The 26088-nt window shown below is 40.8% G+C and carries 28 protein-coding genes; 13 read left to right on the forward strand and 15 right to left on the reverse strand.

The window, feature by feature from the left end; all coding sequences use genetic code 11:
- Nucleotides 1–133: 133 nt before the first annotated feature.
- Nucleotides 134–1009, reverse strand: coding sequence for an MBL fold metallo-hydrolase (locus SJY28_RS09950; protein ID WP_379544324.1), 876 nt, complete (start codon nt 1007–1009; stop codon nt 134–136).
- A gap of 147 nt (nt 1010–1156) precedes the next feature.
- Here SJY28_RS09950 and SJY28_RS09955 point away from each other — a divergent pair, with 147 nt between their 5' ends.
- A complete protein-coding gene (locus tag SJY28_RS09955) occupies nt 1157–2050 on the forward strand; it encodes a LysR family transcriptional regulator (protein ID WP_379544325.1) in 894 nt (297 codons plus the stop codon).
- A 114-nt stretch (nt 2051–2164) separates the two neighbouring features.
- On the opposite strand, the gene SJY28_RS09960 is transcribed toward SJY28_RS09955, so the two are convergent.
- The 3 genes from SJY28_RS09960 to SJY28_RS09970 all read right to left on the reverse strand — a co-directional run bounded on the left by SJY28_RS09960 (nt 2165) and on the right by SJY28_RS09970 (nt 4657).
- Nucleotides 2165–2554, reverse strand: a complete 390-nt coding sequence (locus SJY28_RS09960) for an ester cyclase (RefSeq protein ID WP_379544326.1) — start codon at nt 2552–2554, stop codon at nt 2165–2167.
- A 168-nt stretch (nt 2555–2722) separates the two neighbouring features.
- A complete protein-coding gene (nfsB, locus tag SJY28_RS09965) occupies nt 2723–3379 on the reverse strand; it encodes an oxygen-insensitive NAD(P)H nitroreductase (protein ID WP_194365297.1) in 657 nt (218 codons plus the stop codon).
- Between the two features lie 303 nt (nt 3380–3682).
- Nucleotides 3683–4657: a hypothetical protein gene (locus SJY28_RS09970; protein WP_379544327.1), complete on the reverse strand. Its 975-nt coding sequence runs from the start codon at nt 4655–4657 to the stop codon at nt 3683–3685.
- A gap of 178 nt (nt 4658–4835) precedes the next feature.
- Here SJY28_RS09970 and SJY28_RS09975 point away from each other — a divergent pair, with 178 nt between their 5' ends.
- Nucleotides 4836–5750 carry a LysR family transcriptional regulator gene (locus SJY28_RS09975; RefSeq protein ID WP_238070080.1) on the forward strand — a complete coding sequence of 305 codons (915 nt, stop codon included), beginning with the start codon at nt 4836–4838 and terminating at the stop codon, nt 5748–5750.
- A gap of 75 nt (nt 5751–5825) precedes the next feature.
- Here the strand turns inward: SJY28_RS09975 and SJY28_RS09980 are convergent, their stop codons facing one another.
- The 6 genes from SJY28_RS09980 to pqqA all read right to left on the reverse strand — a co-directional run bounded on the left by SJY28_RS09980 (nt 5826) and on the right by pqqA (nt 10192).
- Nucleotides 5826–6875: a dipeptidase gene (locus SJY28_RS09980; RefSeq protein WP_379544328.1), complete on the reverse strand. Its 1050-nt coding sequence runs from the start codon at nt 6873–6875 to the stop codon at nt 5826–5828.
- A 2-nt stretch (nt 6876–6877) separates the two neighbouring features.
- The gene (gene pqqE, locus SJY28_RS09985) at nt 6878–8044 is read right to left on the reverse strand and encodes a pyrroloquinoline quinone biosynthesis protein PqqE (protein WP_379544329.1); all 1167 of its coding nucleotides are present in this window, start codon (nt 8042–8044) and stop codon (nt 6878–6880) included.
- The gene (pqqD, locus tag SJY28_RS09990) at nt 8041–8337 is read right to left on the reverse strand and encodes a pyrroloquinoline quinone biosynthesis peptide chaperone PqqD (RefSeq protein ID WP_057760106.1); all 297 of its coding nucleotides are present in this window, start codon (nt 8335–8337) and stop codon (nt 8041–8043) included. Before pqqD ends, pqqE begins: the two co-directional genes overlap by 4 nt.
- Entirely contained in the window at nt 8334–9092 is a 759-nt protein-coding gene (gene pqqC, locus SJY28_RS09995) for a pyrroloquinoline-quinone synthase PqqC (protein WP_379544330.1), read from the reverse strand. Before pqqC ends, pqqD begins: the two co-directional genes overlap by 4 nt.
- A 42-nt stretch (nt 9093–9134) precedes the next feature.
- Nucleotides 9135–10046: a pyrroloquinoline quinone biosynthesis protein PqqB gene (gene pqqB / locus SJY28_RS10000; RefSeq protein WP_379544331.1), complete on the reverse strand. Its 912-nt coding sequence runs from the start codon at nt 10044–10046 to the stop codon at nt 9135–9137.
- A gap of 71 nt (nt 10047–10117) precedes the next feature.
- Nucleotides 10118–10192 carry a pyrroloquinoline quinone precursor peptide PqqA gene (gene pqqA, locus SJY28_RS10005; protein WP_082894360.1) on the reverse strand — a complete coding sequence of 25 codons (75 nt, stop codon included), beginning with the start codon at nt 10190–10192 and terminating at the stop codon, nt 10118–10120.
- 364 nt (nt 10193–10556) lie between these two features.
- On the opposite strand from pqqA, the gene SJY28_RS10010 reads away from it, so the two are divergent.
- Nucleotides 10557–10808: a hypothetical protein gene (locus tag SJY28_RS10010; RefSeq protein ID WP_379544332.1), complete on the forward strand. Its 252-nt coding sequence runs from the start codon at nt 10557–10559 to the stop codon at nt 10806–10808.
- Between the two features lie 255 nt (nt 10809–11063).
- A complete protein-coding gene (locus tag SJY28_RS10015) occupies nt 11064–11309 on the forward strand; it encodes a hypothetical protein (RefSeq protein WP_057760113.1) in 246 nt (81 codons plus the stop codon).
- Between the two features lie 164 nt (nt 11310–11473).
- Here the strand turns inward: SJY28_RS10015 and SJY28_RS10020 are convergent, their stop codons facing one another.
- Together SJY28_RS10020 and SJY28_RS10025 are read right to left on the reverse strand one after the other, a co-directional pair.
- Complete coding sequence (locus SJY28_RS10020) at nt 11474–12370, reverse strand: 3-hydroxyacyl-CoA dehydrogenase (protein WP_379544333.1); 897 nt, start codon at nt 12368–12370, stop codon at nt 11474–11476.
- A gap of 353 nt (nt 12371–12723) precedes the next feature.
- Entirely contained in the window at nt 12724–13629 is a 906-nt protein-coding gene (locus SJY28_RS10025; protein WP_379544334.1) for a LysR family transcriptional regulator, read from the reverse strand.
- Between the two features lie 215 nt (nt 13630–13844).
- On the opposite strand from SJY28_RS10025, the gene SJY28_RS10030 reads away from it, so the two are divergent.
- The 4 genes from SJY28_RS10030 (at nt 13845) to SJY28_RS10045 (ending at nt 16917) form a co-directional block, all read left to right on the forward strand.
- A complete protein-coding gene (locus tag SJY28_RS10030; protein WP_379544335.1) occupies nt 13845–14588 on the forward strand; it encodes an outer membrane protein in 744 nt (247 codons plus the stop codon).
- 100 nt (nt 14589–14688) lie between these two features.
- Complete coding sequence (locus SJY28_RS10035) at nt 14689–15129, forward strand: antibiotic biosynthesis monooxygenase family protein (RefSeq protein WP_379544336.1); 441 nt, start codon at nt 14689–14691, stop codon at nt 15127–15129.
- 118 nt (nt 15130–15247) lie between these two features.
- A complete protein-coding gene (locus SJY28_RS10040; protein WP_379544337.1) occupies nt 15248–16096 on the forward strand; it encodes an NAD(P)H-binding protein in 849 nt (282 codons plus the stop codon).
- A 74-nt stretch (nt 16097–16170) separates the two neighbouring features.
- Nucleotides 16171–16917, forward strand: coding sequence for a glutathione S-transferase family protein (locus tag SJY28_RS10045; RefSeq protein WP_379544338.1), 747 nt, complete (start codon nt 16171–16173; stop codon nt 16915–16917).
- Between the two features lie 217 nt (nt 16918–17134).
- On the opposite strand, the gene SJY28_RS10050 is transcribed toward SJY28_RS10045, so the two are convergent.
- Both SJY28_RS10050 and SJY28_RS10055 read right to left on the reverse strand, forming a co-directional pair.
- Nucleotides 17135–18586, reverse strand: a complete 1452-nt coding sequence (locus tag SJY28_RS10050) for a coniferyl aldehyde dehydrogenase (RefSeq protein ID WP_379544339.1) — start codon at nt 18584–18586, stop codon at nt 17135–17137.
- 122 nt (nt 18587–18708) lie between these two features.
- Entirely contained in the window at nt 18709–20427 is a 1719-nt protein-coding gene (locus SJY28_RS10055) for a GMC family oxidoreductase (protein ID WP_379544340.1), read from the reverse strand.
- A 239-nt stretch (nt 20428–20666) separates the two neighbouring features.
- Here SJY28_RS10055 and SJY28_RS10060 point away from each other — a divergent pair, with 239 nt between their 5' ends.
- Nucleotides 20667–21728 (forward strand): helix-turn-helix transcriptional regulator, encoded by a 1062-nt coding sequence (locus tag SJY28_RS10060; protein ID WP_379544341.1) that lies wholly within the window; start codon nt 20667–20669, stop codon nt 21726–21728.
- A gap of 367 nt (nt 21729–22095) precedes the next feature.
- Here the strand turns inward: SJY28_RS10060 and SJY28_RS10065 are convergent, their stop codons facing one another.
- Nucleotides 22096–23022: a hypothetical protein gene (locus tag SJY28_RS10065; RefSeq protein ID WP_379544342.1), complete on the reverse strand. Its 927-nt coding sequence runs from the start codon at nt 23020–23022 to the stop codon at nt 22096–22098.
- A 468-nt stretch (nt 23023–23490) separates the two neighbouring features.
- On the opposite strand from SJY28_RS10065, the gene SJY28_RS10070 reads away from it, so the two are divergent.
- The 4 genes from SJY28_RS10070 to SJY28_RS10085 all read left to right on the forward strand — a co-directional run bounded on the left by SJY28_RS10070 (nt 23491) and on the right by SJY28_RS10085 (nt 25881).
- Entirely contained in the window at nt 23491–23787 is a 297-nt protein-coding gene (locus SJY28_RS10070) for a hypothetical protein (protein WP_379544343.1), read from the forward strand.
- A gap of 26 nt (nt 23788–23813) precedes the next feature.
- The gene (locus SJY28_RS10075) at nt 23814–24104 is read left to right on the forward strand and encodes a hypothetical protein (protein WP_379544344.1); all 291 of its coding nucleotides are present in this window, start codon (nt 23814–23816) and stop codon (nt 24102–24104) included.
- A gap of 138 nt (nt 24105–24242) precedes the next feature.
- The gene (locus SJY28_RS10080) at nt 24243–24785 is read left to right on the forward strand and encodes a hypothetical protein (protein ID WP_379544345.1); all 543 of its coding nucleotides are present in this window, start codon (nt 24243–24245) and stop codon (nt 24783–24785) included.
- A gap of 118 nt (nt 24786–24903) precedes the next feature.
- Entirely contained in the window at nt 24904–25881 is a 978-nt protein-coding gene (locus SJY28_RS10085; protein ID WP_379544346.1) for a hypothetical protein, read from the forward strand.
- Nucleotides 25882–26088: the final 207 nt, after the last annotated feature.

The following is a 26088-nucleotide window of genomic DNA, read 5'->3' on the forward strand; positions in this document are numbered from 1 at the left end:
TAGTTACTCTCATTTATCATTAAAAGTGCTAGCGTATGCTGATTGATCAAGCATTCATACGCCAGCATTTTGACACTCGTATTTCGCTAACAGACTTAGCAAAATATAATACTTTTTATCTAATAGTCCGTATTTACCACTTCATTTCACCTGTATTTACTTTACTGCCTATTTGTAAACTAGTATCCCCAGATAACGCGGGATAAGCTGTTTCCATGGTAGAAATTACTTTTTCTGACTGCTTGGAGTCTTGCTTTTTTGCCTCATCCAGTGCTTGCTCAAAGGTTTTTAGATAACTGAGAGTGAAATCAACAGCATAGTCTTTTTTGAGTAGGTTGCCTGAATAGTGACCTGGTATCACAAGGTTTGGCTTTAATTGCTTCATTTGCTCCAATGATTGCATCCACTCGCTACGAGCTTCTTTAGTTTGGGTATCAGCAGTCCACACATGCATACCTGATGTTACCGACACACCGCCGAAAACGGTTTTTGACTCTGGTACCCACATATATGCTTGATGGGTTCCCATCTCTTTGATTTCGATTTTGTGACCTTCTAAGGTCAATGTGGACTGATCAAGTGTTTGCGGTACTGTGATCTTGGTAGGCGCATGTTTACCAAGGATTGGGCCCCAATGCTTTAATTTTGCATCTTTAGTTGCCTCAATGTGTTTAATAATAGAAGGGCTAGACATAACCTTTACATTGGGGAAGGCTTTGACTAAAGGCTGAAGACCGAAGTAGTAATCTGGATCGCCTGCCGTGATATAAATCATTTTTAGGTCTTTATTGCTCTTTTTGATCATATCAACCAATGCTTCACCATCTTTGACACTAAACTGTGCATCAAACAAGATAGCATCTTTCTCGCCACTTGCCAGCACAGAGGTCACTGGGAAAATAGCATTTTGATCTGGTTTATATGCTTGTAGTTGTAGATTGGCTGCGTTTACTTGGGTTGCAAGCAGTAGCACACTGGCCGCCATAGAAGCTGTCATTAATTTTTTCATAATTCACCTATATTTTCGTTTGAGTAAATAGACCGCGTTAATGGCGGTATTCGTTGTTAGGGGCTATTCTATTCGATTGTATTTCGTGTAAATACGCTATAATTCGGCATTTACTGTTTCAGTTTTCGCGCAAATAAGGATGTGGAGATGGATAGGCTGACCGCGTTACAGGTGTTTGTTACGATCGTTGAGCAAGGTAGCTTGAGCCGTGCCGCGGACAATTTAGACATGTCTAGAGCTAAGGTAACGCGCTATCTGACAGAGCTTGAGGGTTGGATGGATATGCGCTTATTACATCGCACGACTCGAAGTCTGAGCCTCACTGCACCTGGTGAGCAGACTCTTGAGGTGGCGTACCAGTTGCTTGGATTGACCGACTCGTTGGATCAGATACGCAATCAGAATACTTTGGAGCTAAAAGGTCAGCTGCGAATCACTGCCAGCTTTTCGCTAATTGATAGCCTTTTGATGGATGTGGTTGGTCGCTTTGTTTCTCACTGGCCGCAAACAGCAATTGATATTCTTACCACTGATGACTCGGTCAATTTAGTTGATGCCCGTATTGACTTGGCGATTCGTATCACCAATGACTTGGAGCCAAATGTCGTTGCCAGACGTATCGGTGAGTGCCACTCTATCGTATGCGCTGCACCTGAGTATTTACAAAGGCGTGGCAGACCTACAGACGTACAGTCGCTTGTACATCACAACTGTCTATCGTTTGCGTATTTTGGACGGTCGGCATGGGTGTTTGACGGGCCAAATGGTCCAGAGTCTGTTCCTATCTCTGGCAATATCAGCGCCAATATTTCTGAAGTCTTGCTCTCTGCCACGTTGCGTGGACATGGGATCAGCTTACAGCCATCTGGCGCAGTCAAATCTTTGATTGCATCTGGACAACTTATTGAGTTATTGCCTGAATGGAAACCCAAAACTTTGGGTGTTTATGTGGTTTATGCCAATCGAAAGCAGGTGACACCACTACAAAGAAAGTTTATTGATTTTCTTGCCGAAGAAATAAAGCGTTCGCCTTATTGGTAGCAAGAAACTCATAAGCCAATAGGTATTTGTTACTACTATGATTAAGGATTAAAGGCGTAGATTATGCATAGTCTGATTACGCATAAAAGGGGGTATCGCTTCTATATATATGAACTAATACATGGTTTGATCATTAGCAGAACCCTTAGGTATTTGTTGGATAGAATCCCAATGCTCAACAATTTTCCCACTATCATCAAATCGAAAGAAATCCATCGTCACGAATTCATCGATGGTTTTATCTTCGTTATGCCAGACTTGATGGGTATGCAATGAGACTAAGTCATCTTCAGCGATACAACGTACAAACTCAATTGACTTGTTCGGATACTGTGCTTGCATCCGTTCAAAGTATTCAATAAATCCTGATTTACCATTGGCTACGGCGGGGTTGTGTTGAATATAATCATCGCCCACATAATCAGCGACGGCTTTTTGTGGATTACCCTCGTAAGCGGTCTGATAGAACGCGATAGCATTCTTTTTATTGTTTGCCAAATTCATCGTCGGCTCCAATTATTATTTATGTTTACTTTGAAAACAATACAGTAGATTAATAAGAAATATTATTAAAAAACGTCAGAAAATCTATAGCATAAACTCAAACGGCCAATAGCAACGTTAAAATTATGCTTATTGACCATTTGATAATTTTTAGACCCTAATGATTGCTTAAGCCTTAATAAAAATAGTCTCTTCACTCAAGCGTGATTTAGGTATTTTGGCATTAAAGTCTTCATCACTGCGGTAGCCAAACGATACCACTGCTACAGCAGAATATCCTTTGCTACGTAAGTCGAACTCCGTATCAAGCGCCTGTAAATCAACGCCTTCCATAGGGACGGTGTCAATACCCAAAAGCGCGCTGCCCAATAGTACCCCGCCCATGTTGAGATATACCTGTTTGGCAAGCCAATGTGGCTCATCTTTGGTATCGAATCGATGCATATCTAAGAACAATTGGCGACCTTGATGCATCTGTGCTTTGAATTCTGGCTGCGCATAGCGACCATCTTGATCTTCTTTTTCTAACACCGCCTGCATGTATTCATCGTCGGCATGGATACGAGTACAGAAAACCACCACGTGTGAGGCATCTAGGACTTTAGGTGTATTAAAATGAAAGGCGCCTTGCGTGCTTTTGGCAATGCGTGCTTTGCCTGCATCATCATCTGCAATGACAAAGCTCCATGGTTGAATATTGGTGCTTGATGGACTCATTTGTAGCATGTCTTTGATCTGCTCAAAATCTTCAGCAGATATCTTTTTATTGGCATCAAATACTTTGGTGCTGTAACGCCAGTTTAGTGCTTCATTAATGGTTTTCATGATTGTCCTTAAGTAAAGTAAGTTTCAGTTTTTTAGTCAGCTGGTAATACAAATGGATTTAACAGACGGTGCCACTCAACCCTTATCGCTCATCGTTAAGTTAACTGATTAGTCCGTCCTAGTGATGACTCATAATAGTAAAGTTCATACATTAGAACCACTAGCTACAAGAGAAAACACTTTCAATATTATTTTGATAATATGGCGTTTTTAATCTATCTAAAGGTTATTTTTTAGCTATATTAGGACGTATAATGAAGGTGCTTTATCAATTGATAAATCCATTAAACGCATAAGCTCATCTTAAAACGGCGCGAAATTATCAGGCTGACTGTGCGTAGCAGTCCAACGTTGATTGGCATCAATATGACTATTAAGCCCAACTCCTCGTGGTACTTGCATATTATCGCCATACAGCCAAAGCACCATATTGGTACGTTTGCCACTGGTGATTGGATGTGCGGCATGAGGCACCGAGCCTCTATGAATAATCGCCATGCCAGGTTTAAAGATGGCACGTTTGGTTTGCCCTAAATGGCGATCGACAAAGTCAACTTCTGATCCAGTAAAGTCTTCGCCTGGCAGATTTAGGTTAATATTCATAGTCACCGCTGAAGCATCAGTATGAAGTTGTAGCGATGTGTCGCCTGTGGGCTGGTATTGAATCGAGAACCCAAAGGTCTGAGTGTCATAGCCATAGATATTGGCAAATAACAACCGAGCGATAGGCCGCATATATTGATTCATGACTTTATGATAAAACGCCTGAAAATTAGGGGTGGCCAGATAGCCTAGCGAACGCGCATCTAGCATGGCCCCATTACTGTTCAATGCGATACCATAAGGAGGACGTATGGGAATGTTAGCGTCTGCGATTGCTTGCAGATAACGGCGCAGCGTTGATAGTTGTGCTGGATCAAAGAGTTGTCCTTGGTATACGTCAGGTAGTATCTCTTGCCATAAATTTTTAACAGCCGTCTCCGTAGAAGGAGTGCGCCACGCTTGCGTCACTGCATCACGTAGAGTTGGATCAAATAATGAGTCATCAAGTACAGGCAAGTCATGCTCAGTGGTTTCCCACTCTGCCCATGCTTGCTCTAGTAGCTGGCTGTTTTGATGCCAGAAATGCTCTACCGATGGTGCACGTCTAAGCATGTCTGATTTTGAAGGTAGTGGTAAGTTGCGTGCTTGCTGTAGTGCACTCTGTTGATTATCTCCATCATGGTGGCTATGGTGTTGAGTATCCTGTGTGCTCGTAGGCCGTATTATAGTATCCATCGTGTCTCTCCAAATGTGTGAGTAAATCTTATAGGTGCATGCTACTATAATTAATGATTTTGATAATCAGCAGGCTTAGAGAAACAGTTTCAATAATTTTTATATAATGATGAGGCTAGCAACAGCAGCAAGCGATGGTGGTTGTTAAGTTAGACGTTAATTGAACGAAGGCATGACGATGAAAAATTTGCAGGATCTACGTATTTTTATTGAGACCGCTCGCTTGGGTAGCCTATCTGCCTGTGCTCGGCACTTAGATCTATCGCCTGCCGTTGTGAGTGCAGCGGTCAAGCGATTAGAAGCGGAAATTGAGACGGTGTTGTTTGTTCGCTCTACTCGTAGGCTGCGTTTAACTAGCAAGGGTGAGCAATATTTAAAGCATTGCCGAGATGCGGTGGCTATTTTGGACAACGCTTATGCAGGACTACATGATAATGATGCCGAGCTGACGGGTACCATTCGGCTGTCGGCATCATCAGATTTGGGACGAAACCTAATTTTGCCTTGGCTGGACGATTTTATAGACATTCACCCAAAAGTGACGGTGCAGCTACATATGTCAGACAGCTATGTGGACTTGTACGGTCAGCAGATTGATTTGGCACTACGTTACGGCGCACCCAAAGATTCATCACTGGTCGCATTACCCATAGTGTTGAATAATCGCCCTATACTGTGTGCGTCAAAGGAGTATTTGAGCAAAATTGATAAGGATATCGGTATCCCAAAAATGCCGGAAGATTTATCGCAGCATAATTGCTTACGTTTGGGGCATGATGAAAAATATTTGAGCGAGTGGACTTTTGAGAAAGCGGGAAAGACTAAACGTGTGGCAGTGGATGGCAATCGCAGAAGTAAAGACGGTGACGTTGTACGCCGCTGGGCAGTGGCGGGTAAAGGCATCGCATTAAAGTCTCAGTTAGATATAGCCGGTGACTTAAAGGCGGGGAGACTGGTCGAGGTAGAGCTGGACGGCTGGCAAGTGGCCAACTATCCACTATATTTGATTTGTCCAGAACGGCGCTTAATCGACCCATTGTTTAATGCGGTCAAAGAATACTTGATTGAACGGGTAGAGCAGGTATTAAGGTAAAACGAAAACTGATGGTTACCCTGTTTGCTCAGACGAGCAAGACAGTAGTCCCTAGACAGTAATTGCTTGATTATTTTATTGCCATACCTTATCAAGCACCGTAAACCAGTTTTTTGACGTTACCTTTTTAATCAGTTGCTCAGAGAAATGGCGTTGTTGCATCCGCTCAATCAGCATAGAGATTTGACTGATATCAGATAACTCATCAGGTAGTAGGCAACCATCGAAATCAGAGCCAAACCCAACGTGATCTTCGCCTAAATGGTCGATCAGATAATCAAGATGGTCGATAATCACATCAAGCGAGGTTTGCGTATTACGTTGCCCATCTGCACGAAGAAACGCCACATCGAAATTTACCCCAACCAAACCATCGCTTTTTTTGATGGCAGTTAGCTGCTGATCGGTCAAGTTCCGTGCTTGCTGACAGAGAGTATGTGCGTTTGAATGTGTCGCAACAATCGGCTGGCAGGCAATCTCTAGCGTATCCCAAAAAGCGCGTTCATTCATATGCGACACATCGATCAGCATATGCTTTTCACTGCACTTAAGAATGAGGTCTTTGCCTTGAGTCGTGAGCCCAGCTCCCGTATCTGGAGAATGCGGAAAAGACGCATTTAAGCCATCACCGAAGAGGCTCTTTCTATTCCATAGTGGGCCAATGCTTTTGAGTCCTGCCTCATAAAAAACATCTAGCAGGTCAGGCTGTATGGCCAAAAACTCAGCACCTTCTAAATGCAATACAATGCCCAGTTGCTTATTCTGCTGACAGGCCTGAATTTGTTCTAACGAGGTGCAAATCTGAATCTGACCGTCAGATCTTGCCTCTAGTTGCTGGGCTAGTTTCAATTGCGCACAGCAGATATCGACGATTTCTTGTGGAGTGAAGTCTGAATGTGAGGGATTGGCTAATTTGTCAGGATGGTTGTTTTTCACATAAGCGAAGGGCGGTAAGAAAATGGAAAACAGTCCGCCCATCCAATTCGCTTCTTTGCAGCGTTGTAAGTCCAAATGTCCCGGTAACGTGCCATAAATAAAGTCATGTACCGGATCGGCAGCTGAACTTAGCCAAAGGCGAGTCAACAGATCATTATGTCCATCAAATATTACAGGTTGAGCGTTCATATTCAATCCGTTACCGTACGAGTAGGTATCAGTTGTTCTTCATTCAGCTGTTTATTGCTTAGCCGCTTAGAGTTTTTAGGATTGCGAAAACGCAATTCCTCAAAAGGTACAGGCGTCTCGCTATTGATACGCGCCTCCTCAATCAGGTAGTGATAAGGCGATTTGCCACAGACAGGATCGGCGTTTTTGGCATCCCCAGTTAGCATAAACGCTTGGCAACGGCAGCCGCCATAATCGCGTTCTTTATCTGGGCAGCTTTGGCATATATCGGGCATCCAGTCATCACCGCGAAACTGATTGAAGCTCGTAGATTCATACCAAATATCCGACAGTGGTGTATGTCGTACATTAGGAAACTGTATTGGCATTTGTCTGGCAGCATGGCAAGGTAGGGCTGTACCGTCTGGTGCCACTGTTAAGAAAATCTTGCCCCAGCCATCCATACAGGGCTTTGGACGTTCTTCATAATAGTCTGGCACCACAAAAATAAGTTTGCATTTGATACCACGTTCTTCAATCTGCTTACGGTATTCATTGGTAATGCGTTCAGCTCGGACCACTTGAGCTTTGGTTGGTAGTAAACCCTCTATATTCTCAAACGCCCAACCATAAAACTGACAAATAGCTAGCTCGACCGTGTCGGCTTCCAGCTCTAAGCAGAGATCAATAATCTGATCAATCTGATCGATGTTTTGCCGATGAATGACAAAATTGAGCACCATCGGATAGTTGTATTGCTTAACCAGACGTGACATCTCATACTTTTGCTCAAAGGCATGTTTTGATCCTGCCAAGGCATTGTTGACCGTAGGATCACTGGCTTGGAAGCTGATTTGAATGTGCTGAAGACCTGCTTCTTTTAAACGCGCAATCCGAGCTTCGGTCAATCCCATACCCGACGTGATCAAGTTAGTATAAAAACCTTGATTATGCGCATAAGCGACCAGTTCTTCTAGGTCTTGACGAACCAGTGGTTCACCGCCAGAAAAGCCAAGCTGCACCGCACCCATTTGCCGCGCCTGATCAAACACATCAAACCATTCCTCTGTCGTTAGCTCCTCTTTATACTGAGCATAGTCAATAGGGTTTGAGCAATAAGGGCATTGTAAGGGGCAGCGATAGGTCAGCTCAGCAAGCAGCCATAGCGGTAGCCCGACTGGCGCAGTCATACTAAATCAATCCAATGTTCACGCTGGGCGACCAGCATATATTCGATGATGTCTTGCTCGATTTCGGGAATATCGCCAAACATAGCTTGCACCTTTTGGATAATATCAGCAATGGACGCTTGACCATCGATATGTTGCCCAATGATGCTGGCACTGTCATTGAGCTTAATCATACCTTCAGGGTAGAGTAGGACATACGCATTTTGCGCTGGCTCAAACTGAAAGCGATAGCCATGACGCCATACCGGTACGATGGATTGATCCAGCTCAGGTAAACTAGCAGGTATACTCATTTGAATAATCCTTTATGCCAAACATTGGCAGTGGTAACGCTTTGATAAGGGGCTTGATTATGAACATAGGCCAAGCTCAAGGCATCTAAGATGGTCCATAAGATATCGAGTTTAAACTGTAATATCTCTAGCATACGCTCTTGTTGCTCGGCTGTTTTGAATGAGTCGAGTGTGATGGTTAGACCATGCTCAACATCGCGTCGCGCTTGACTCAAACGTGAGCGGAAATAGGTGTAGCCTTGCTCCTTTATCCAAGGGTAGTGCTTGGGCCACGACTCTAAACGTGACTGGTGAATCTGCGGGGCAAACAGCTCGGTCAGTGAGCTACTGGCCGCTTCTCGCCATGAGGTACGCCGTGCAAAGTTCACATAAGCATCGACGGCAAAACGCACACCCGGCAGCACTAGCTCTTCAGAAATCACCTGCTCACGGGTCAAACCAACTGCTTCTGCCAGACCTAGCCATGCTTCACGACCACCGCCGTCAGGATATACGCCATCTTGATCAATCATGCGTTGAATCCATTCTTGACGCACGCGCTGATCAGGACAGTTTGCCATAATGGCCGCGTCTTTCAATGGGATATTGATCTGATAATAAAAACGGTTGGCGACCCACGCTTGGATCTGCTGCTGGGTCGCTTTGCCTTCATGCATCATGATATGAAAGGGATGATAAATATGATAATACTGCCCCTTAGCCATAATCGCTTGTTCAAACGCTTCTGGGCTTAGCGCTGTGTTTTTTTCTTGCATTGTTCTCACCTTACGATTGCTATCTTTGCCTGACCGTTTGTCTTAAAGCTCAATCTGCATACCATCAAATGCTACTTCAACACCATGTTGTTTTAATGTCGCGGCCTGTTCAGACTGTTCATTCAATATCGGATTGGTGTTATTGATATGGATCAGCACCTTACGAGCGTTATCGAGCTGATCTAGATAATGCAATGAGCCGTCTTCACCACTAATATGTAAATGCCCCATGTCTTGGCCAGTCTTCGTACCGACGCCGCACTCTTGCATTTCATTGTCAGTCCATAGCGTACCGTCAATCATCACGCAATCAGAGCTTTTCATAATCTGCATCACTTGATCATCAATCTTACCGAGACCTGGCGCATAAAAGAGTTGTTTTTGTGTTTTTAAGTCTTTTACAATCAGGGCAATATTGTCGCCATCATGAGGGTCATTGCGATGCGGAGAGTAGGGCGGTGCAGAGCTTCTAATCACTAAAGGCGTCAATTCTAAATTGTCAAACCCTTCAATCTTAAACGTCTTTTCTGGATCAATTTGATTGTATTGCAAACCGCCATTCCAGTGTTTCAACATGTTAAAGAGAGGAAATCCTGTTGTTAGATCTTGATAGACCATGTCAGTACACCAAACAGGAATTGGACAACCTTCACGCAGGGTCAATAGCCCCGTCGTATGGTCAAGTTGACTGTCCATCAAAACCACATTGGTGATGCCTGTATCTCTCAATTGACGTGCTGGCTGTGCTGCCTTGAACTCAAATAATTGTTGACGGATATCAGGTGACGCGTTGAATAAGATCCAATCCACACCATTTTCTGATATGGCTATCGAAGATTGGGTACGGGTTTTTGCCTGAATCATGCCTTGACGGACACCGTGGCAATTATCGCAGTTACAGTTCCACTGCGGGAAACCGCCACCAGCAGCTGAGCCTAAAACGTGAATATACATAAATCAATATTTCCAAAAAAATAAAAGCCCTAATCATCTAGGGCTTTTAATGGATTGAGTGCTAATGAGTTTTAGCGTGCTTCGAAATACATAGTAACTTCGAAACCGATACGAATGTCTTGAAAAGCTGGTTTGGTCCACTGCATGGGATTACTCCGGAACGATCTTACTATTTAAGAAGTAAGATTAATAAAGTGAATGAGTGATAAAGGGTAGTATAAGCTGCCCCCCGCTGTCAATTTCTTAGATGTTAGTAAAGCGTTAACGAGCATCGATTAAGCAGTCTTTTATAGCACAAATGAAAGCCTATTTATCATACCGAAAAGACAGTATATCGAGCATAAGATTGAAAATTTCTTTGAATAGTTTGAGCATAAATTCTAACTATAAAAAATCTGCTTGAAGTGAGTCAGGCGTATTTCGAGAACTTATGAGTTATACACGTATATTGCAAAAACCGAATTTATCTATAAAGTAATAGATTAACTTGATAGATATTGGAGCCTGAAGATGATTGCTGAATTACAAGGCAGTGAGTTAACCAAAGCCATCTTGGAAAATGTCAGCCACTATGTATGGTGTGCTGTCAGCAACGTTAGCGATGATTATGCTATCGCAACCATAGATAATGGTTACTACGAATTATTGGTTCCTATAGTAGCTTTCAATAACGACCAGTTCGTTTGTGATAAAGGTGATCTATGGGAGTACGCTGTCTCAGTAAAGAGAGTGGCACTTACTCATGATGATGTAGGGCTATAACTCATTATCAATATAATGACTGTTACGTTCTACATACAGATTAGTTTTACAGCCTATGCATGAAAATCTACCATCTGTCTACAACTTCTTGTTCTAGCTGACAATACATCTGTACTATCTATTTATAAGCTCATCTGTCTAACCATCAATATTTTTCAACGATAGATAAAACAGGTTCGAAGATGCTCAAGTGATTGCTGTTACAAAACCGCTTGTTTAGCTTACTAATCATTGTCATTGAATAGGAGTAACAACATGGATACGGTAATTGTTGGAAGCGAACTAACTCGTTCAATGCTTGAGGACGGTCATAAAAATATATGGTGTGCTGTAAGTGATGAGAGTGATGAGAATGCTCTAGAAGATCAGGTAGGTAATGACTTCACATCTCGCATTGTGGCTTTTGAAGATGGCCAGTTCTATTGTACGGGCGGTATGCCTTGGAAGTATGCAGTGCCAATTGAAATAATTGCATTGACGCGATATGACTTTTCTCTTTAGTGAACAACATAACTTAGATAGGTTTGAATAGTTATCGCCGAAAGTAAATCCTAATATTAAGATATTTAGTTAAATAAAATGCGCGACTGACAATGCCATTCAAGCGATGCAATATGCAGCTTGAATGGCCTTTTGTGTTTTAGAGCCAGTTTGAAAGCTATCTATTATTTCAAAAATTCAGGGCGCATAAAGGCTGGATTTGGATACGTATAAAATCCTTCTCCAGTCGCGAATCCTAGTTTATTTTGATCGATTAATTGTTCTTTTAGATATTGAGCAGCCTTGAACCTCACAGGATTTTGAGTTTTTTCAGCAGATAGTTTTGTGATGTTGTATGCAGTGTTGATACCGATAGTGTCCAATATGGCAAAGGGACCTGACGGCGCGCCAGTTACTATCATCCACGTTTTATCTATCGTATGTGGATCGGCAACCTCTTTTGCAACCAATTGCAAAGCTGCATCTATAAAAGGCGCCAACAAACTGTTCATGATATAGCCGGGTTGCTCCTTATCCAGCGGCATTGCCACCATACCGATGGCAGTAGCAAAAGCAACAACCTCATCAAATACTTTAGGATCTGTGCCAGGATGTCCCATGATTTCGGCGACATTATGCATCCAAATTTTATTGGCAAAGTGTAGCGCTAAAAACTGCGCAGGTCGTCCCGTTGACTCTGCAAACTGACTAGGAAGTAAGGTAGAGGTATTGGTTGCAAAGATGGTTTTCTCTGGCGCTAGTTTGGCAAGTTTTTCATAAAATTCGATTTTAATTTCAGGAATCTCAGGAATGGCTTCAATCATCAGGTCAGCATCTTTGACCGCTTCTGCTAAGTCTGAGGTATAGCTCAGATTGTCAAAGGCCATGTCCAACTGCTCTTGAGTTGCCCTCAAATCCTTTCGAAAAGCTTTACACATCAATTGAAATTTTGACTTTGCTTTTTCTAAAACCTCATCATTGATGTCATAGACACTAACATTAAAACCATGAAATGCGGCCTGAAAAGCAATCTGATAGCCTAGGATGCCGCTTCCAGCGACAGTTACATTTTTATACGTCATTGTATTTATTTCCTAATAGTAGTGGATATAAGTTGCTAGATAAATGTCTAGAACTTATAGATCTATTATTAGATGGTTTTACCTTATTATTCAACCTTCATTTTTATAAAAACATTAAAGAAAACCCAAAAATATCGCTATGCAAGTATCAAATAATTTCATACTACTTGACTTATTATATTATTAAATAATTCAATAACTTGCTGACTGTATTGCTAGCTTCATACCTAATGATTTTATGATAACTGAAGGCTAATTTAATATCATAACGACATTTTTAATGACTGCTGATGTCAAAATTCTATCGACGTGAAGAATGACATAAGCAGTGATGTAATAGTACTCAACAGACTCTAGGGCGTTCTAAAAATATCAGTAGACGCGATAACCTGTTCCCTAAACCACTGATGCTTAGGATCTTTTTGATATTTCTTGTGCCACAGCATCCGCATAGTAATCGGTGTGGGTTGATAAGGTAATGCCACGCTGTCTAAATGCTCAAATCCCAACGTATTCAATTTACTAGGGACAATAGCCATTAATTCTGACCCTTTAACGAACGTTGCCATCGTCGCAAAGCTATTGGTGCGTATGACGGTATTGGCATCTATCGCTTGAATAATGTGTTTATCCGTTTGGCTGGCAGACGCGCCTTTGGTAAAGCTCAGTCCCACGTAGCGGGCATTATCAAAATCTTGCTCGGTTACTGGAGGTGAGCGGTACGCAGGATCGTAATAACACCGTGCCACATCGTCAAATAAGCGTACGCTCATAATGTCATTGTGATCAGGGGCAAAGGGGGAAAATGCTACATCAACATTATGTTGCCGAAGTTGCTCAATATTAGGCTTGCGAGAAGGCAATATATTTAAGCGAAATGAGGCCACTTGTGCGCTAATTTGTTGCATTGCCTGTGTTAAAAACACGCCCACCTGATAATCATTTGCCAAAATCGTGTAATCAAAATGAGCCAGCTTTGGCTCAAACTCTTGGGTCTGCGTTAACTCATCTAGTCGAACCAACAACGGTTTAATTTCTTGATATAAATATTCACTTTTTTGGGTCGGCATCACGCTTCTACCCGAACGCACAAACAACTCATCGTCAAATATTAGCCTGAGTTTTTGCAAACTGTGGCTAATGGTCGATTGTGTCAGATCCAGTTGTTCGGCAGTTTTAGTCACTGTGCCGACCTCGTGCAAGGTGGTGAATACCAACAAGTGCTGTCCGCTTAACGCTAAATAATCGAAATCTTTCATAATAAGTATGAACAAAACTCTATTTTTATTCATGAGTTGGTAGCATATGATGGTTGTCATCGGGTTGCAAGAATTTAATATTCCAAAAACCCTAAGTCTTAAATATTGCTTTATTAAATACTGTTTCATTAAATGCTGCTTTATCAAACATTAGGTCTTTAATAAAGCAGTCACTAACCATTGGCTTTGAATATATTCTTAATTAGGAAACACTTATGACATCTTTAACCAATGCAAAAGCATTATCTACCTTTGCTGTTTTAGGCTTATTTGCACTACCTACAGTCGCCATGGCAGATATGACAGAGGGTCTATATGGCACAGCACAACTGGGCTATAGCATTGCGGATACTGATTCAAAAGCCTATGGTAATAACATTGCAACTGACAACGATTTTCCAAGTTCATTTGAAGCTGATAATAGTATGGTCGGCGGTATAGGGTTAGGTTATCAGTTTAACCAAAACCTACGTATAGAAGGTCGATTGGCAAAACGTAGCTTTGATATTGATGACTCACGTTACGGTACAGGCGCTCGTGATGGCGAGCAATACATTTTAGACGGTGAGTTTGAAAGCTTAACGATGACTCTTGAAGGGTTTTATGATTTCCCTATTAGTGCCTCATTTACCCCTTACGCTAAGGCAGGTATTGGACTCTCAAAAAATGACTATTCTGCTCGTTTGGGCGGAACTGGCGTAGCAGGGTTTGACGCATTTGATGGCAAAGCAGATGGCTATTATGACAACTACGCTGATGGCGACTCTAGCGAATTTACGTGGAATATTGGAGCAGGTGCAAGCTATGCATTGACCCCAAGCACCCATTTATATGGAGAGTATCAGTACATCGATTTTGGTGGCGACGTACAAACAGGGCAAGACGGCTTCAGCGATGGCTTTGAGATCAACGACGCCTCTGCTCATGAACTTAACTTAGGCTTACGCTATCAGTTTTAAGGTTTTTTAATTTATTAACTTATCTTAGTCTCGATATTTCATCTGTATCTAAATACTTAAAACAAATTTTAAATCATCAATCTATCCAAAAGGTATCACTATGAAGATTTCAAAAGCTGCTTTATTAACCACTGTTGTTATTAGTACATTTGCATTGACTGCTTGCAACAACTTACAACCTGCTCATCAAGCTCAAAAGCATACACAGCATAACAGCCATCATCAAGGTGCTGACGTAGTATCAAACGCTAAAGTGATTGAGATTGCCTCTTTCAAACTTAAGCCAAGTATCTCTTATGGTGACTTTGCCGTTCTTGATCATAGCGTTGAAGTCAATCATGTGGCAAAACAAAAGGGCTTTGTGTCTCGTGAGTCAGCAATGGGCGAAAACGGCAAATGGGTGGTTGTGGTGCATTGGGAAACGTTAGCGGATGCGGATGCTTCCATGACAAGTTTTACTAAAACACCTATGGCAGCTGAATTTATGGGCAGTATAGATTTAGAGACTATGGCAATGAATCGTTATACCTTAGTAGATTAGTAGGTTGGTTTGAAATAAACAACAATTTCAATCGGTTGCAAACCAGTAGCTCGATTAGGGTCAATAGATAGACCCTAATCGACTTTCATTCTAGTTAAGCGAATCAAAGAGGTGCACTATGAAAATCGCAGTTACAGCCGCTAATGGAAAACTAGGGTCTGCCATTATTGAGAATCTCCTACAGGCGCATGCCGCAACAGACATCGTGGCGCTGGCACGCACTCCTGCCAAAGCTGAGTTTTTGACCAAGCAGTATGGCATAGAGGTCAGAGCAGGTGATTATGATGATGTACAACAGCTTGAGAATTCATTACAAGGTATAGATAGCGTTTTACTGGTGTCTAGTATGGATGAGCCTGCTAAGCGTATTGGTCAGCACCGCAATGTTATCGAGTCTGCGAAAAAAAATGGTGTGACAAAAATCGTGTATACCAGTATTCAGGGTTCTAGTACTCAGACTGCGTTTGCGCCGATTGTGAAGAGTAATCAGCAAACAGAGCAAGATATCAAAGATAGTGGTCTCAATTGGGTGATAGGCCGCAATGGTATCTATATCGAGCCTGATGTGGATTATATCGATAGCTATAAGGCACAGGGTGAGATTGCTAACTGTGCAGGTGAGGGCAAGTGTGGCTATACCACTCATGAGGAGTTGGCGGTCGCTTATAGCCAAATGCTAATCAATGCTAAGCACGATGCCAATACTTATAATTTAAATGGTGAATCCATTACCCAGCAGCAGCTCACTCAGTACTTGAATGACAGGTTTGGTACAACGCTTAGTTATCGCTATATGACCGTGGAGGCGTTCAAACAAGACCGTATTGATGAACTAGGCGAGTTTATCGGGACAGTGATCGCTGGTATTTACGAGCAAATAGCAATAGGTGCTATGCACAACCAAAGCGATTTTGCCAAGGTAGTGGGGCGCGAACATATGAGCTGGACTGAGTACTTTAACAATTAATAAGACCGCGCATACTCAAGCTAAATATTATTTGAACGCTCTTTGATGTAATGCAAAATGTAAGGAAGACTATTATGCCTATGATTACGCCTACGAATAAATCTGTTACCAAATTCGAAGGTTTACACTTGTATCACGCGCCATTTTCCAACTGTGCTATGCGCGTAAGGATTGCATTAGCAGAGAAGCAGCTAGAGTGGACAAGCCGTCTTATTGACCTCTCTAAAGGTGAACAGCGTAGCAAAGAATATCTAGGAATTAACCCTAACGGTGTGGTACCAACCTTAGTAGATGAGGGTGTGGTTATTATTGATTCAACCGATATCATTGATTATTTAGACACCACCTATGAACCCAATTCGTTGCGTCCTGATAGTGAAGCTGAAATGCAGGCCATGTATGATTGGATGCATATGGCAAAAGATAATCATCTGTCCATAAAAACTTATATGTATTATAAATTAGGTGCCACGGGTCTTAGCGAAGAAGAGCTAACAGAATATCGCAAAAACCAAACTTACGACAAAGCACTGTTAGCGTTTCACGAGCATCGTAGTACACATGGTTTTAGTCAAGAGGATATTGATAAGGCTACCGCAGTGCTTGACGACTGTTTTGCAAAAATGGACGCGCGTCTCAAAGATCATGATTGGCTAGTTGGCGACGCCTTTTCATTGGCGGATATTACTTGGATTCCGCAATTGGTTGTTTTAGGTAGAGCAGGCTATCCTTTTGCTCAGTATGCACACTTTGAGCGCTGGAAAAATACAATTGTGGCACGCCCTAGTTTTAAACAAGCAGTGACTGATTGGTTGAAGTAGAGATGAGTGACGACAGCAGTAAGACTATAATAAAATGCACTTTAAAAGAGTATCTCAAACTAAAAAAATCACCCTAACCATTCAAGTTAGGGTGATTTTTTTATGCGCATCGACATAAACTTATAACGTCTGTAAATCCATCGAAGCGAGGTGCATTCATGGTTCTTTGAGCTATTAGTAGTAATCATTGCTAAAATATAAATATGGGTTAAGGTATCTATTTGATGAACATAGACATAAATTTATTAAAGACAACTCCATAAGGAGGTTGTAATAAATTCATAGCATTTACTTTGGGCTGTACCAAAACGGGCTTCATATGACTAAAGCGTTCAAAGCCAATCTTACCGTGGTAAGCTCCTATGCCGGAATGTCCAACCCCGCCAAAAGGCAATTCATGCTGCAGAGCATGTAATACAATCTCATTGATACAGACACCGCCAGATACCGTATGGGAGCGAATACGCTTAATATCCTTTTCTGAATTTCCGAATATATATAACGCTAATGGTCTAGGGCGTTCATTGATAAATGCGATAGCTTCATCTAACTCTTCATAATGTATGAGTGGTAGTACTGGTGCAAATATTTCATTTTGCATTAATGCACTATCTAATGTAGGTTCAGTTACGATAATAGGAGGCATTAAGCGTGAGTTGATATCTGGTTTCACTTCAGTTGTATGGTGAACATTCTCTTTCGGTATTTCGTCTAGATACTTTTGAACTCTAACAAACTGAGCACTATTGATAATATGGGTATAGTCCTTGTTTGTCGTGATTTTTGGGTAATGCTTTTGCATCCATTTCTTGGCTAGACTAGTAAACTGCTCATGATACTTGCGATTTAACAGTACATAGTCAGGTGCTATACAAGTTTGTCCAGCATTTAGCGCTTTACCCGTCATGATTCTATTTACAGCACTTTCTAAGTTGGCATTATCTAGTACAATCACCGGAGATTTACCACCGAGCTCAAGAGTAACTGGCGTTAGATTCGGAGCCGCTGCTGCCATGACTTTTTTGCCTACTTCTGTAGAGCCGGTATAAATCAAATGATCGAAAGGAAGCTCACTAAAAGCTACCGCGATATCAACATCACCTACAACAACATTTACCATCTCTGGTGAGAAATGTTTTTCAATAGCTTCAGCAAATGCCTGAGCAAATTTTGGCGCAGCTTCACTCATTTTGACCATAATACGGTTTCCCGCTGTAATAGCATCTATCATTGGACCAATTGCTAAATATAGTGGATAGTTCCAAGGGACCATGATACCCACTACGCCCAATGGTTGTGGTTCTATTTCATTACGAGCTGGCAAGTAAACAGCTGAAACAGGCGCCTTTCGAGTTTTCATCCAAGACTCACCATGTTTCTTTGCATGACTAATGCTTGTAAAACTTGAAAATAATTCGGCAAACTTAGTTTCACCTTCACTACGTTGACCAAAATCTGCATTGATAGCACTAGTAAGTTTATCCTTATTTTTACTTAATAAGGTTTCAAGAGTTTCAAGTTGAGATTTTCTAGTATCCCAGTCAGTTATAGGTTCTTTGCGACTCAGTTTTTGCAGTCTCAAAAACTGGGCTTGTAGATCTTTCTTGTTGGTAATGATTGCGGAGGAGCTACTTACTGAAGAGCTGTTATCAATTTGAGTGCTATCCATCGTTTTCATCCTTGAAATATTTTATAAAATTATCCTAGGAAGATGGCATATAATCATAATCCTAGGATTTTGCGTAATTGAGATATTAATCTGGTAGTACTATTGCAGTAGTCACTATCAATTCAATACGCAACGCTTACATGGCCTTTAGCCACTACCATGTTGGGCATGTTTTCATTTAATTTAACGGAATCTTCAGTTTCAATACTTGTGCTACCGTGGCTTAGATGAAAACGCTCCATCTTTATTTCCTGAGCGATTTTTTCTGCAATGGCTATCGTTGGAGCGTTAGTATTTGCACTATTAAGGTGAGGCATAATAGAGGCGTCCACAACACGTAGTCCGATTACACCTCTTACTTTGAGATCTAGATCCACCACGGATTCAGCATCTGAGCCCATCCTACACGTGCCTACTGGGTGATATATAGTGTCTGACTTATTGCGGATATAACCTAACAAGCCGTCTTTATCCAGTGCGGAAGCTGCATAGTCTTTAGTAATATATTTGGCAATAGGTTGTTCTTGCATGATTTCGCGCGTACGTTGAGCACCTGCCACCATCATTTCCACATCTTTTGGATGGTCTAAATAGTTGGGATCAATTAGTGGCGCGGCATTTGGGTCAGAGGACGCGAGCTTTACGGTGCCACGGCTTTCAGGTCTGAGATAACAGCTATGAATAGATACCGCATATCCCCACTTAACTTGACGGCCATGATCGATGACTCTAGAAATAACAAAGTGAAGCTGGGTATCTGGCCAGTCTTTAGGTGTGGCATTTGTGGCACTAAAAAAAGCAGCCCCTTCAGCAAAATTGGTTGATAGCAGTCCAGTCCCATCTTTTCTCCAATCACGAGCTCCTTTCATGAGGCTGATGCCGCCAGCAAAACCTACGCCAAATACGTCTTTTGTGTTTACCTCATAGTCAAACACAACATCAAGGTGATCTTGGAGATTTTCACCAACATTAGGAGAGTCATAGACAACACGAATACCGTGTTTTTCTAACTCTTCTTTAGGACCAATGCCTGATAGCATCAAAATCTTTGGAGAGCCAAAAGCACCAGCACACAGAATGACTTCTGCATTGGCCTTAATGGTATTTTCTTGATTATCTTTGAGGTAAACCATTCCTGATGCTACTCCGTTCTCTATGAGGACGTGAGAAGCAATGGCACCTGTAATAATAGTTAGGTTGGGTCTGTCTTCTACAGGGTGTAGGTAGGCGGCAGCAGCTGAACAACGCTGCCCTTGTTTTTCACCATGGAAATGAGTTAATTGGTAAAGGCCAGCTCCATCCTGCTTATCACCATTGAAGTCGTCATTTCTATCTAAGCCATTCGCGATGCATGCATCGACAAAAGCATTAGTAATAGGCCGAGGGCTAAGAGGGTCGGCAACGTTTAACGGTCCACTGTCGCCATGAAAATGATTTGCACCGCGGACATTGTTTTCTGCCTTTTTGAAATATGGTAAGAGTGAATCATAATCCCAACCGTCACAGCCCTCATCAGCCCAACGGTCATAATCTTTTGCACTACCACGGGTATAAACCATCGCATTAATAGCTGATGAGCCACCTAAGCACTTGCCACGAGGCTGATATCCAATACGATTGTTTAGGTGCTTTTGGGGCACAGTACTGAGACACCAGTTGTTTATCTTAATTGGCTTGTCTCTCATTTGGGCAATAACTGCCGCAGGTAAACGTACTACTAGATCTTTGCCATCACCCCCTGACTCTAAAAGGCACACTGTGACTTGAGGATCTTCACTTAATCGACTTGCCAACACGGATCCTGCAGATCCTCCACCAACGATAATATAATCAAATTCCATGATTAGTTAACTCCTTCCTTGGATTATCCTAGCTACTACTAGGCTTTTTTTGCTAAAGTTAGATATATAATCTAACGGGTCAAACAGTCAAAATATTGATAAGACTAATCAATATTTTTCATTCATGTACTTTTGTATAACCTATCATCACTTAAAAGTGTTTTAACCGTGATGCTAAATACACTCCAAAAAGTGAACGGCAGTTTTAAATCAAGTTAAATTCAACACAGAGTAAATCTATGGAACTCAATGAATATACGGTTCATAAGCTGACAGCGCTCTGTTATAGAAAAGCCGTAGCAACGTATCTAATACAGATAAATCGCTCATCTGATATACCCAAAATTATGTCACAATTTAGTGATCTCGATGACTTTGAAGGCGATAGAATGCCACTAGCTGTCGTCACGAATGAGTTCAATTTGGCTACCTATTTCTTCCAAGATGATTATATAGGGCTAAAAGTTTTCAATTATATCGAGATTGAATCTCTTCCTTTTCATAAGGGAATAAGCCAATGTATCACTCCTCTAATAAATGCCAATATTGATATTCCTCTTATTGTTCTCTGCCGTTTGATTTCGCGTTACTTCAAAGTCATGACTGAATCAATCGAGGTTCATTTATTTGAGAGAAAAGATTTAATCCGTCTTGAGTTCAATCCAAGCGTTCCTGAACAGGTTAATAAGCATCAAATTGACGGCATTATTTTTTCCGTTTATAAAATTATCTCGACATTTAGCTCACTCAAACCTGTAGGGCTTACTTTGGCGCATCGGCAGTCTTCCCAAGGGTTTGAACTATATAAACAGTTCTTAGGTGTTCCAGCAGAAATGTCTAAAACAGTCAATAGTTTAACGTATCGAATCGATAGGGCTGATCACAGTTACTACTCATCGGAACACGCAAAAAACACTGTAGGAAGTACATTTTTTATCAACCCTTTGCATCATATGCTTGATAAGAACTTCACCGATACCAGCTATACACAACGTTGTCAGCATATACTCATAACAATCATGGGTCTGCATGAGCCGACTCGTGAGCAAGTTGCTCAGGTGCTCAATATGAGTGTTAGTAGCTTGCAAAGGCGTCTAAGAGAAGAGGGTACTTCTTTTAAAGCGTTGCTATTGGAAGTTCGAAAAAAGTTAGCTTATAAATACTTAATAGAGCAAAAGTTATCAGCTACAGATACGGCATTTTTACTTGGTTATCATTCTAATAGTCAGTTTTTTGGTGCCTTTAAGGGTTGGTTTGGGATGACGCCAAGAGCATATAAAGAATGTTATCTCAGTGACTAACAGCTCGTTATATATATGCTTTGACTATAGCAGCGAGGGCATGATCATCCTTGATTTACTAACTGTATCGTATGATATCTTTTGAAAGTAGGCATATTCAGGTCAAGGAAAGTTAATACTGTCTTAATTCGGGTCAAGGTTTATATAGTGCTAAAAATTCAGCGATGTCAGACTCTATATAAAGACCGACATATAAAACGCTTATAAGCTATTGAGTACTTTTATGATCCAGTGATTAGCCAGTGAGTTCCTCTTTGCTTGAGTTTAATATTAGTGATCAAACATAAAAAAAGCGCCCATTGTAGGCGCTATTTTTTATTCTATTTAATAAGCAATACTCATGATAGCTTTTTGGTAAAAACTATTTTTAGTAGTTGGCTTTGATTTGTGTTTCTAAGAAATTAGCCGCGACGTCATTGTACAGACTACAATAAACTTCTTCGATGTCAGGGTTAGTATTGAAATTTTCTTGGACTCCGCTTTGATTATAGAAAGCATCATATATCAAGCCGTTGTATCTGACAGCTGCCACGATCTCGCCATCTTCATCAGTATACCGAGCAGCTGGTAGCTCGTTGTTGATTCCGATGTTTTCTTTGACAAGTTTGGTGACAGTGTTATACGTTTTCTCGTTAGCAATCCACTCATCTATAGTCATGCTACCTTCATCTTCGTCTTCAGAAAAGGTATAGAAATTTTGATTAGGTGTCTCTAGGAATATATAGCATTGAGAGCCGCTCGGAAAAACAGGGTTAACACTGCTAGGAAAAGAAGATAAATCAGTGTCAATACCTGTTTTAGCGTTGGATGGCTGTTTGCCTACGCCTTCAAGGTTAAGGGTTACAATGTCATAAGTTGAATTGACGGAAGCATTTCCTGAACGAATATTTAGCTTGAACGTATCACTATCAACAAAGCTAATGTTATAAAACTGACTATCAAAATCCTCAGGAACCGCAATGAACAAATTTTGGCCAGCGTAAAACTCTAATTCAGAGACATCACCTACGCTATCCTGATATGCAGTAGGTGAGCTTCCTACAATAGTAGATATTGTCTGCATTAAGCCGCTATTGCTAAGTCTATAAGCGAGCTTACCCCATGCATTTTTGTACTCTCCATCGTTCACATCGGTAAAAGAGTCAAAGACTGTATAGCTTAGTTCATTATTAACGATAGGACCACCATCGTCTCCATTACTTGCGACGTACTGACCGTCACTATCTCCACCACATCCTGTAAGTACTAAGGCACTAGCCAATGCGAGGCCCGTATATAATTTATTAATTTGCATATTGTTACCTATCGTTAGCTTCCCGTAAGAAAGTAATCATAGTTAAAGCTATATTAAATTGCAAAACAAAATTTCAGTCTTAACGTTATCGCTACAATTGTAATATATTTTACTTAGTGAGGTTGTCCTGATTATTTATTAAAAATATACAATTTATAACTTGGGTTGCTTGAGCAGCTAATAGCAATGGTCTGATTTATAGCAAGATAAAAAGGCATTGATACAGGTACTATTGATAGGTAAAAAGTGAATGATTATTAATGGAAAGATTATTGTATCGTTTTTTTAGCTAGCTTTAGGCAGGCTATTTATATTTATCATATGAAATATATTCATAGAAAATGATGAATATTTCTGATATACCTAGTTATACTAATTAATTTGGTTAGTTTATCTAATCAAATTAATTGGCTATATGGATTTTTAATCTCACGTATCGGAGTTAAGCAACCATAAAGGACGATAACTATGAAATTAGCAAAAGCTGTACTCGCCAGCATCTGTATTTTACCGTTAGTCACCATCGCTTATGCTGAAGACGTTAATACTCAAAACTTACGTATCTCTGAAACCTCAATGATGAGCGTCAATGAAGCAGCACCAGCAACCATGAAAATGCACAATGATAATGATCATATGGGCGAAAAATCGAACGCCATTCAAGACGGCAGCGATGTAGAAGTGGACAAAGAAAGAACGTGGCGCTGGCCTTGGCAGAAAAAGGACAAAGAAGTAGCGACGCCTGAGAGAGCAAAGTGCTGTTAGTTCATTAACTGTAGAGGGTTACAATCATGAAACTGTCGAAAGCCATCTTAACTAGCATCTGTATTTTGCCGTTAACCACCATCGCCTATGCTGAGGATAACAATACCCAAAACTTACGTATCTCTGAAACCTCAATGATGAGTGTTAATGAAGCCGCACCCTCAGGTATTCAGCAAAAAGAAGCAATGCAGATCAGTAATCATTCAAGTGCCATTAATAATTCAAATGATGTTGAAGTAGATAAGGAAGAGGGATTTAGATGGCCTTGGCAAGGGTTAAGGGAAGCTCTCAAGTTTAGAAAAGACTTTAAGAATTAATCAAGACCCTAAAGAGACTCGGGCAGATAGTCCGTCATATGGATCATTTGATGGCAAATCTACGTAGATTCTTACAGTGGTTTCAGCTGTTCACAGTGATTTATTGATATTAAATACTTTTACACAAGGATGTATATTATGAATATTTATAAGCAAATAACGATACTGACACTGAGCATGTCTTTAGTAGGGCTCAGCCATGCCGCCGATGATATGGCAGGTGCCAAAAATGGTATTACTTTAACTGAGAATAGTGACGTGAGTATCAGAAACCACAACTGGAGCACAACGAATAGAGAACCTAAGCATAAGCGTAAACGTAGTACCGTTAAAGTGAGTGCACCGATGGAAGAAACCGCCTCGCAAGTAGCTCTTACTAAGTTTGCTGAAGAAAATAACATGATTGAAAAAAGCTATGGCGACGTTTGTGGCGCTTTTATGGAGAGCCAAATGGCAGAGACTAAATCGCAAGGACATCGCTGGGGCAAGTCTGAGTCACATTGGACCAAAAAATCATTTAAGATTTTTAAAGCACGTGAATTTACGAGTGGTCAAGAAGAGCTGGCGCAAAGCGCAGGTCATTTATTTGGGAAGACCATAAAGAAACATAATTGTATTACTACTAAAGTAGGGATCAACGATGAAAACGTTGAACTTGAGTCTATGAAATTAGCAAAATAATTTAGCAATGCTATATATGCTATATATGCTATATATGCTATCTATGAGTAGAACAGGGTGACAGTTAAAAATTTAGCTGTCATTTTTTATGTACTAAGCCACATTTTGGAGAGTATTTATGAAAACCTTTTGTTACCTACTGGTGAGTCTGCTTTTTTTGTACTCTGCTCAAGCCAATGCCCTAAATACTAACGAGAAAATGATCAATGAGCTGTATCAGGATACTGAGCTTGATATTGATAATGTAGATGACGTATTTGCATACGTGCTATCACAGACTGACGATACCCTCACTATTTACCCTTCAGAGGGCTATTATTACTTTAACTTTTACCATCAGGGCAACTTAATAAAAGGCAATATGTTGGTGGGTCATAAGTTAAGACAGCAGAGCAGCTTATCCTTTATATATTTTTATGACATAGCCGGCAAAGAACGAGGTGAATTTAAAACGCATCATAAACTATATAAGTCATCAGACATATTTAGCCTGAAAGAGCATCAACCTAACTTATATCAATTGACCTTCAAAAATATCAAAAAAAACCTTGAGATTAATCAGATAGAGCCAGATGCTGATTTTGTAAAGACGCTTGAGAGTCAAGGTTTTGAAGTGAACCTACCCATGATGGATGATTCGGGGGTTACGTTTTATTTGGCATTTCATCCTACTACCAATAACTTTTATTATATTAATCCTTTATCTAGAGATGATGAGTTTTACTATCCCTTTAGCGAGGTGCTCAAAGTAGGTGCTAGGACTCAATTTGTCTACCTACCTATGGAAAAATTTGCCATATTAGTCGGCGTTAATGCCAATAATGTTTATAAAAATAACTATTACGATGGCCCTTTTGATCAGCTCCCTGACGAGGCGTTAGCCAATATAGATTATAAGTCTTATTTGTATCGAGTAAATCCAAGCTGGAAAGATAAAATATATGATGACGGCTATTTTATAGATGACCCCGATGCTCGTGTTGCACTGACCAATTATTTTGAATATCTATCGCTTGATGAACTCAAAAAAATCCAACCTTGTGCGTCTGATAAAAATCTGTTGCAGTGTTTAGAAGACAGTGGGATGCGTTTTTGATTTTGCACGATGCTTTCTTATATAAGAACACTGCTAGTTATCGCCGTACGTTGCATCACGATTGATGATAATAGAGTAGGCGAAGATATAGTCTACGTGATTTCCATAGTAAAAAGCGTAATAGGGTTTAACACTTCTTAAAGTTTCTCTAAAGTAAAAATTGATATTATCTTTTCAATATAATAGACCTATTATTTTGATCACTAT

The organism is Psychrobacter sp. R86515, from assembly GCF_042466315.1.
In the GTDB taxonomy this organism is placed as follows: Bacteria; Pseudomonadota; Gammaproteobacteria; order Pseudomonadales; family Moraxellaceae; genus Psychrobacter.

Excerpts from the sequence above, each read along its gene's own strand:
- pqqB (WP_379544331.1), bottom strand. The coding sequence starts at position 10,046 with ATGTATATTCACGTTTTAGGCTCAGCTGCTGGTGGCGGTTTCCCGCAG.
- SJY28_RS09980 (WP_379544328.1), bottom strand. The coding sequence starts at position 6,875 with ATGAACGCTCAACCTGTAATATTTGATGGACATAATGATCTGTTGACT.
- pqqD (WP_057760106.1), bottom strand. The coding sequence starts at position 8,337 with ATGAGTATACCTGCTAGTTTACCTGAGCTGGATCAATCCATCGTACCG.
- SJY28_RS09975 (WP_238070080.1), top strand. The coding sequence starts at position 4,836 with ATGAAAAATTTGCAGGATCTACGTATTTTTATTGAGACCGCTCGCTTG.
- SJY28_RS10025 (WP_379544334.1), bottom strand. The coding sequence starts at position 13,629 with ATGAAAGATTTCGATTATTTAGCGTTAAGCGGACAGCACTTGTTGGTA.
- SJY28_RS10015 (WP_057760113.1), top strand. The coding sequence starts at position 11,064 with ATGGATACGGTAATTGTTGGAAGCGAACTAACTCGTTCAATGCTTGAG.
- SJY28_RS10030 (WP_379544335.1), top strand. The coding sequence starts at position 13,845 with ATGACATCTTTAACCAATGCAAAAGCATTATCTACCTTTGCTGTTTTA.
- SJY28_RS09970 (WP_379544327.1), bottom strand. The coding sequence starts at position 4,657 with ATGGATACTATAATACGGCCTACGAGCACACAGGATACTCAACACCAT.
- SJY28_RS10040 (WP_379544337.1), top strand. The coding sequence starts at position 15,248 with ATGAAAATCGCAGTTACAGCCGCTAATGGAAAACTAGGGTCTGCCATT.
- nfsB (WP_194365297.1), bottom strand. The coding sequence starts at position 3,379 with ATGAAAACCATTAATGAAGCACTAAACTGGCGTTACAGCACCAAAGTA.
- SJY28_RS10035 (WP_379544336.1), top strand. The coding sequence starts at position 14,689 with ATGAAGATTTCAAAAGCTGCTTTATTAACCACTGTTGTTATTAGTACA.
- pqqC (WP_379544330.1), bottom strand. The coding sequence starts at position 9,092 with ATGCAAGAAAAAAACACAGCGCTAAGCCCAGAAGCGTTTGAACAAGCG.
- SJY28_RS09960 (WP_379544326.1), bottom strand. The coding sequence starts at position 2,554 with ATGAATTTGGCAAACAATAAAAAGAATGCTATCGCGTTCTATCAGACC.
- SJY28_RS09955 (WP_379544325.1), top strand. The coding sequence starts at position 1,157 with ATGGATAGGCTGACCGCGTTACAGGTGTTTGTTACGATCGTTGAGCAA.
- SJY28_RS10050 (WP_379544339.1), bottom strand. The coding sequence starts at position 18,586 with ATGGATAGCACTCAAATTGATAACAGCTCTTCAGTAAGTAGCTCCTCC.
- SJY28_RS10070 (WP_379544343.1), top strand. The coding sequence starts at position 23,491 with ATGAAATTAGCAAAAGCTGTACTCGCCAGCATCTGTATTTTACCGTTA.
- SJY28_RS10010 (WP_379544332.1), top strand. The coding sequence starts at position 10,557 with ATGATTGCTGAATTACAAGGCAGTGAGTTAACCAAAGCCATCTTGGAA.
- SJY28_RS10020 (WP_379544333.1), bottom strand. The coding sequence starts at position 12,370 with ATGACGTATAAAAATGTAACTGTCGCTGGAAGCGGCATCCTAGGCTAT.
- SJY28_RS10045 (WP_379544338.1), top strand. The coding sequence starts at position 16,171 with ATGCCTATGATTACGCCTACGAATAAATCTGTTACCAAATTCGAAGGT.
- SJY28_RS10085 (WP_379544346.1), top strand. The coding sequence starts at position 24,904 with ATGAAAACCTTTTGTTACCTACTGGTGAGTCTGCTTTTTTTGTACTCT.
- SJY28_RS10060 (WP_379544341.1), top strand. The coding sequence starts at position 20,667 with ATGGAACTCAATGAATATACGGTTCATAAGCTGACAGCGCTCTGTTAT.
- SJY28_RS10065 (WP_379544342.1), bottom strand. The coding sequence starts at position 23,022 with ATGCAAATTAATAAATTATATACGGGCCTCGCATTGGCTAGTGCCTTA.
- SJY28_RS10080 (WP_379544345.1), top strand. The coding sequence starts at position 24,243 with ATGAATATTTATAAGCAAATAACGATACTGACACTGAGCATGTCTTTA.
- pqqE (WP_379544329.1), bottom strand. The coding sequence starts at position 8,044 with ATGACTGCGCCAGTCGGGCTACCGCTATGGCTGCTTGCTGAGCTGACC.
- SJY28_RS10055 (WP_379544340.1), bottom strand. The coding sequence starts at position 20,427 with ATGGAATTTGATTATATTATCGTTGGTGGAGGATCTGCAGGATCCGTG.
- SJY28_RS09950 (WP_379544324.1), bottom strand. The coding sequence starts at position 1,009 with ATGAAAAAATTAATGACAGCTTCTATGGCGGCCAGTGTGCTACTGCTT.
- SJY28_RS10075 (WP_379544344.1), top strand. The coding sequence starts at position 23,814 with ATGAAACTGTCGAAAGCCATCTTAACTAGCATCTGTATTTTGCCGTTA.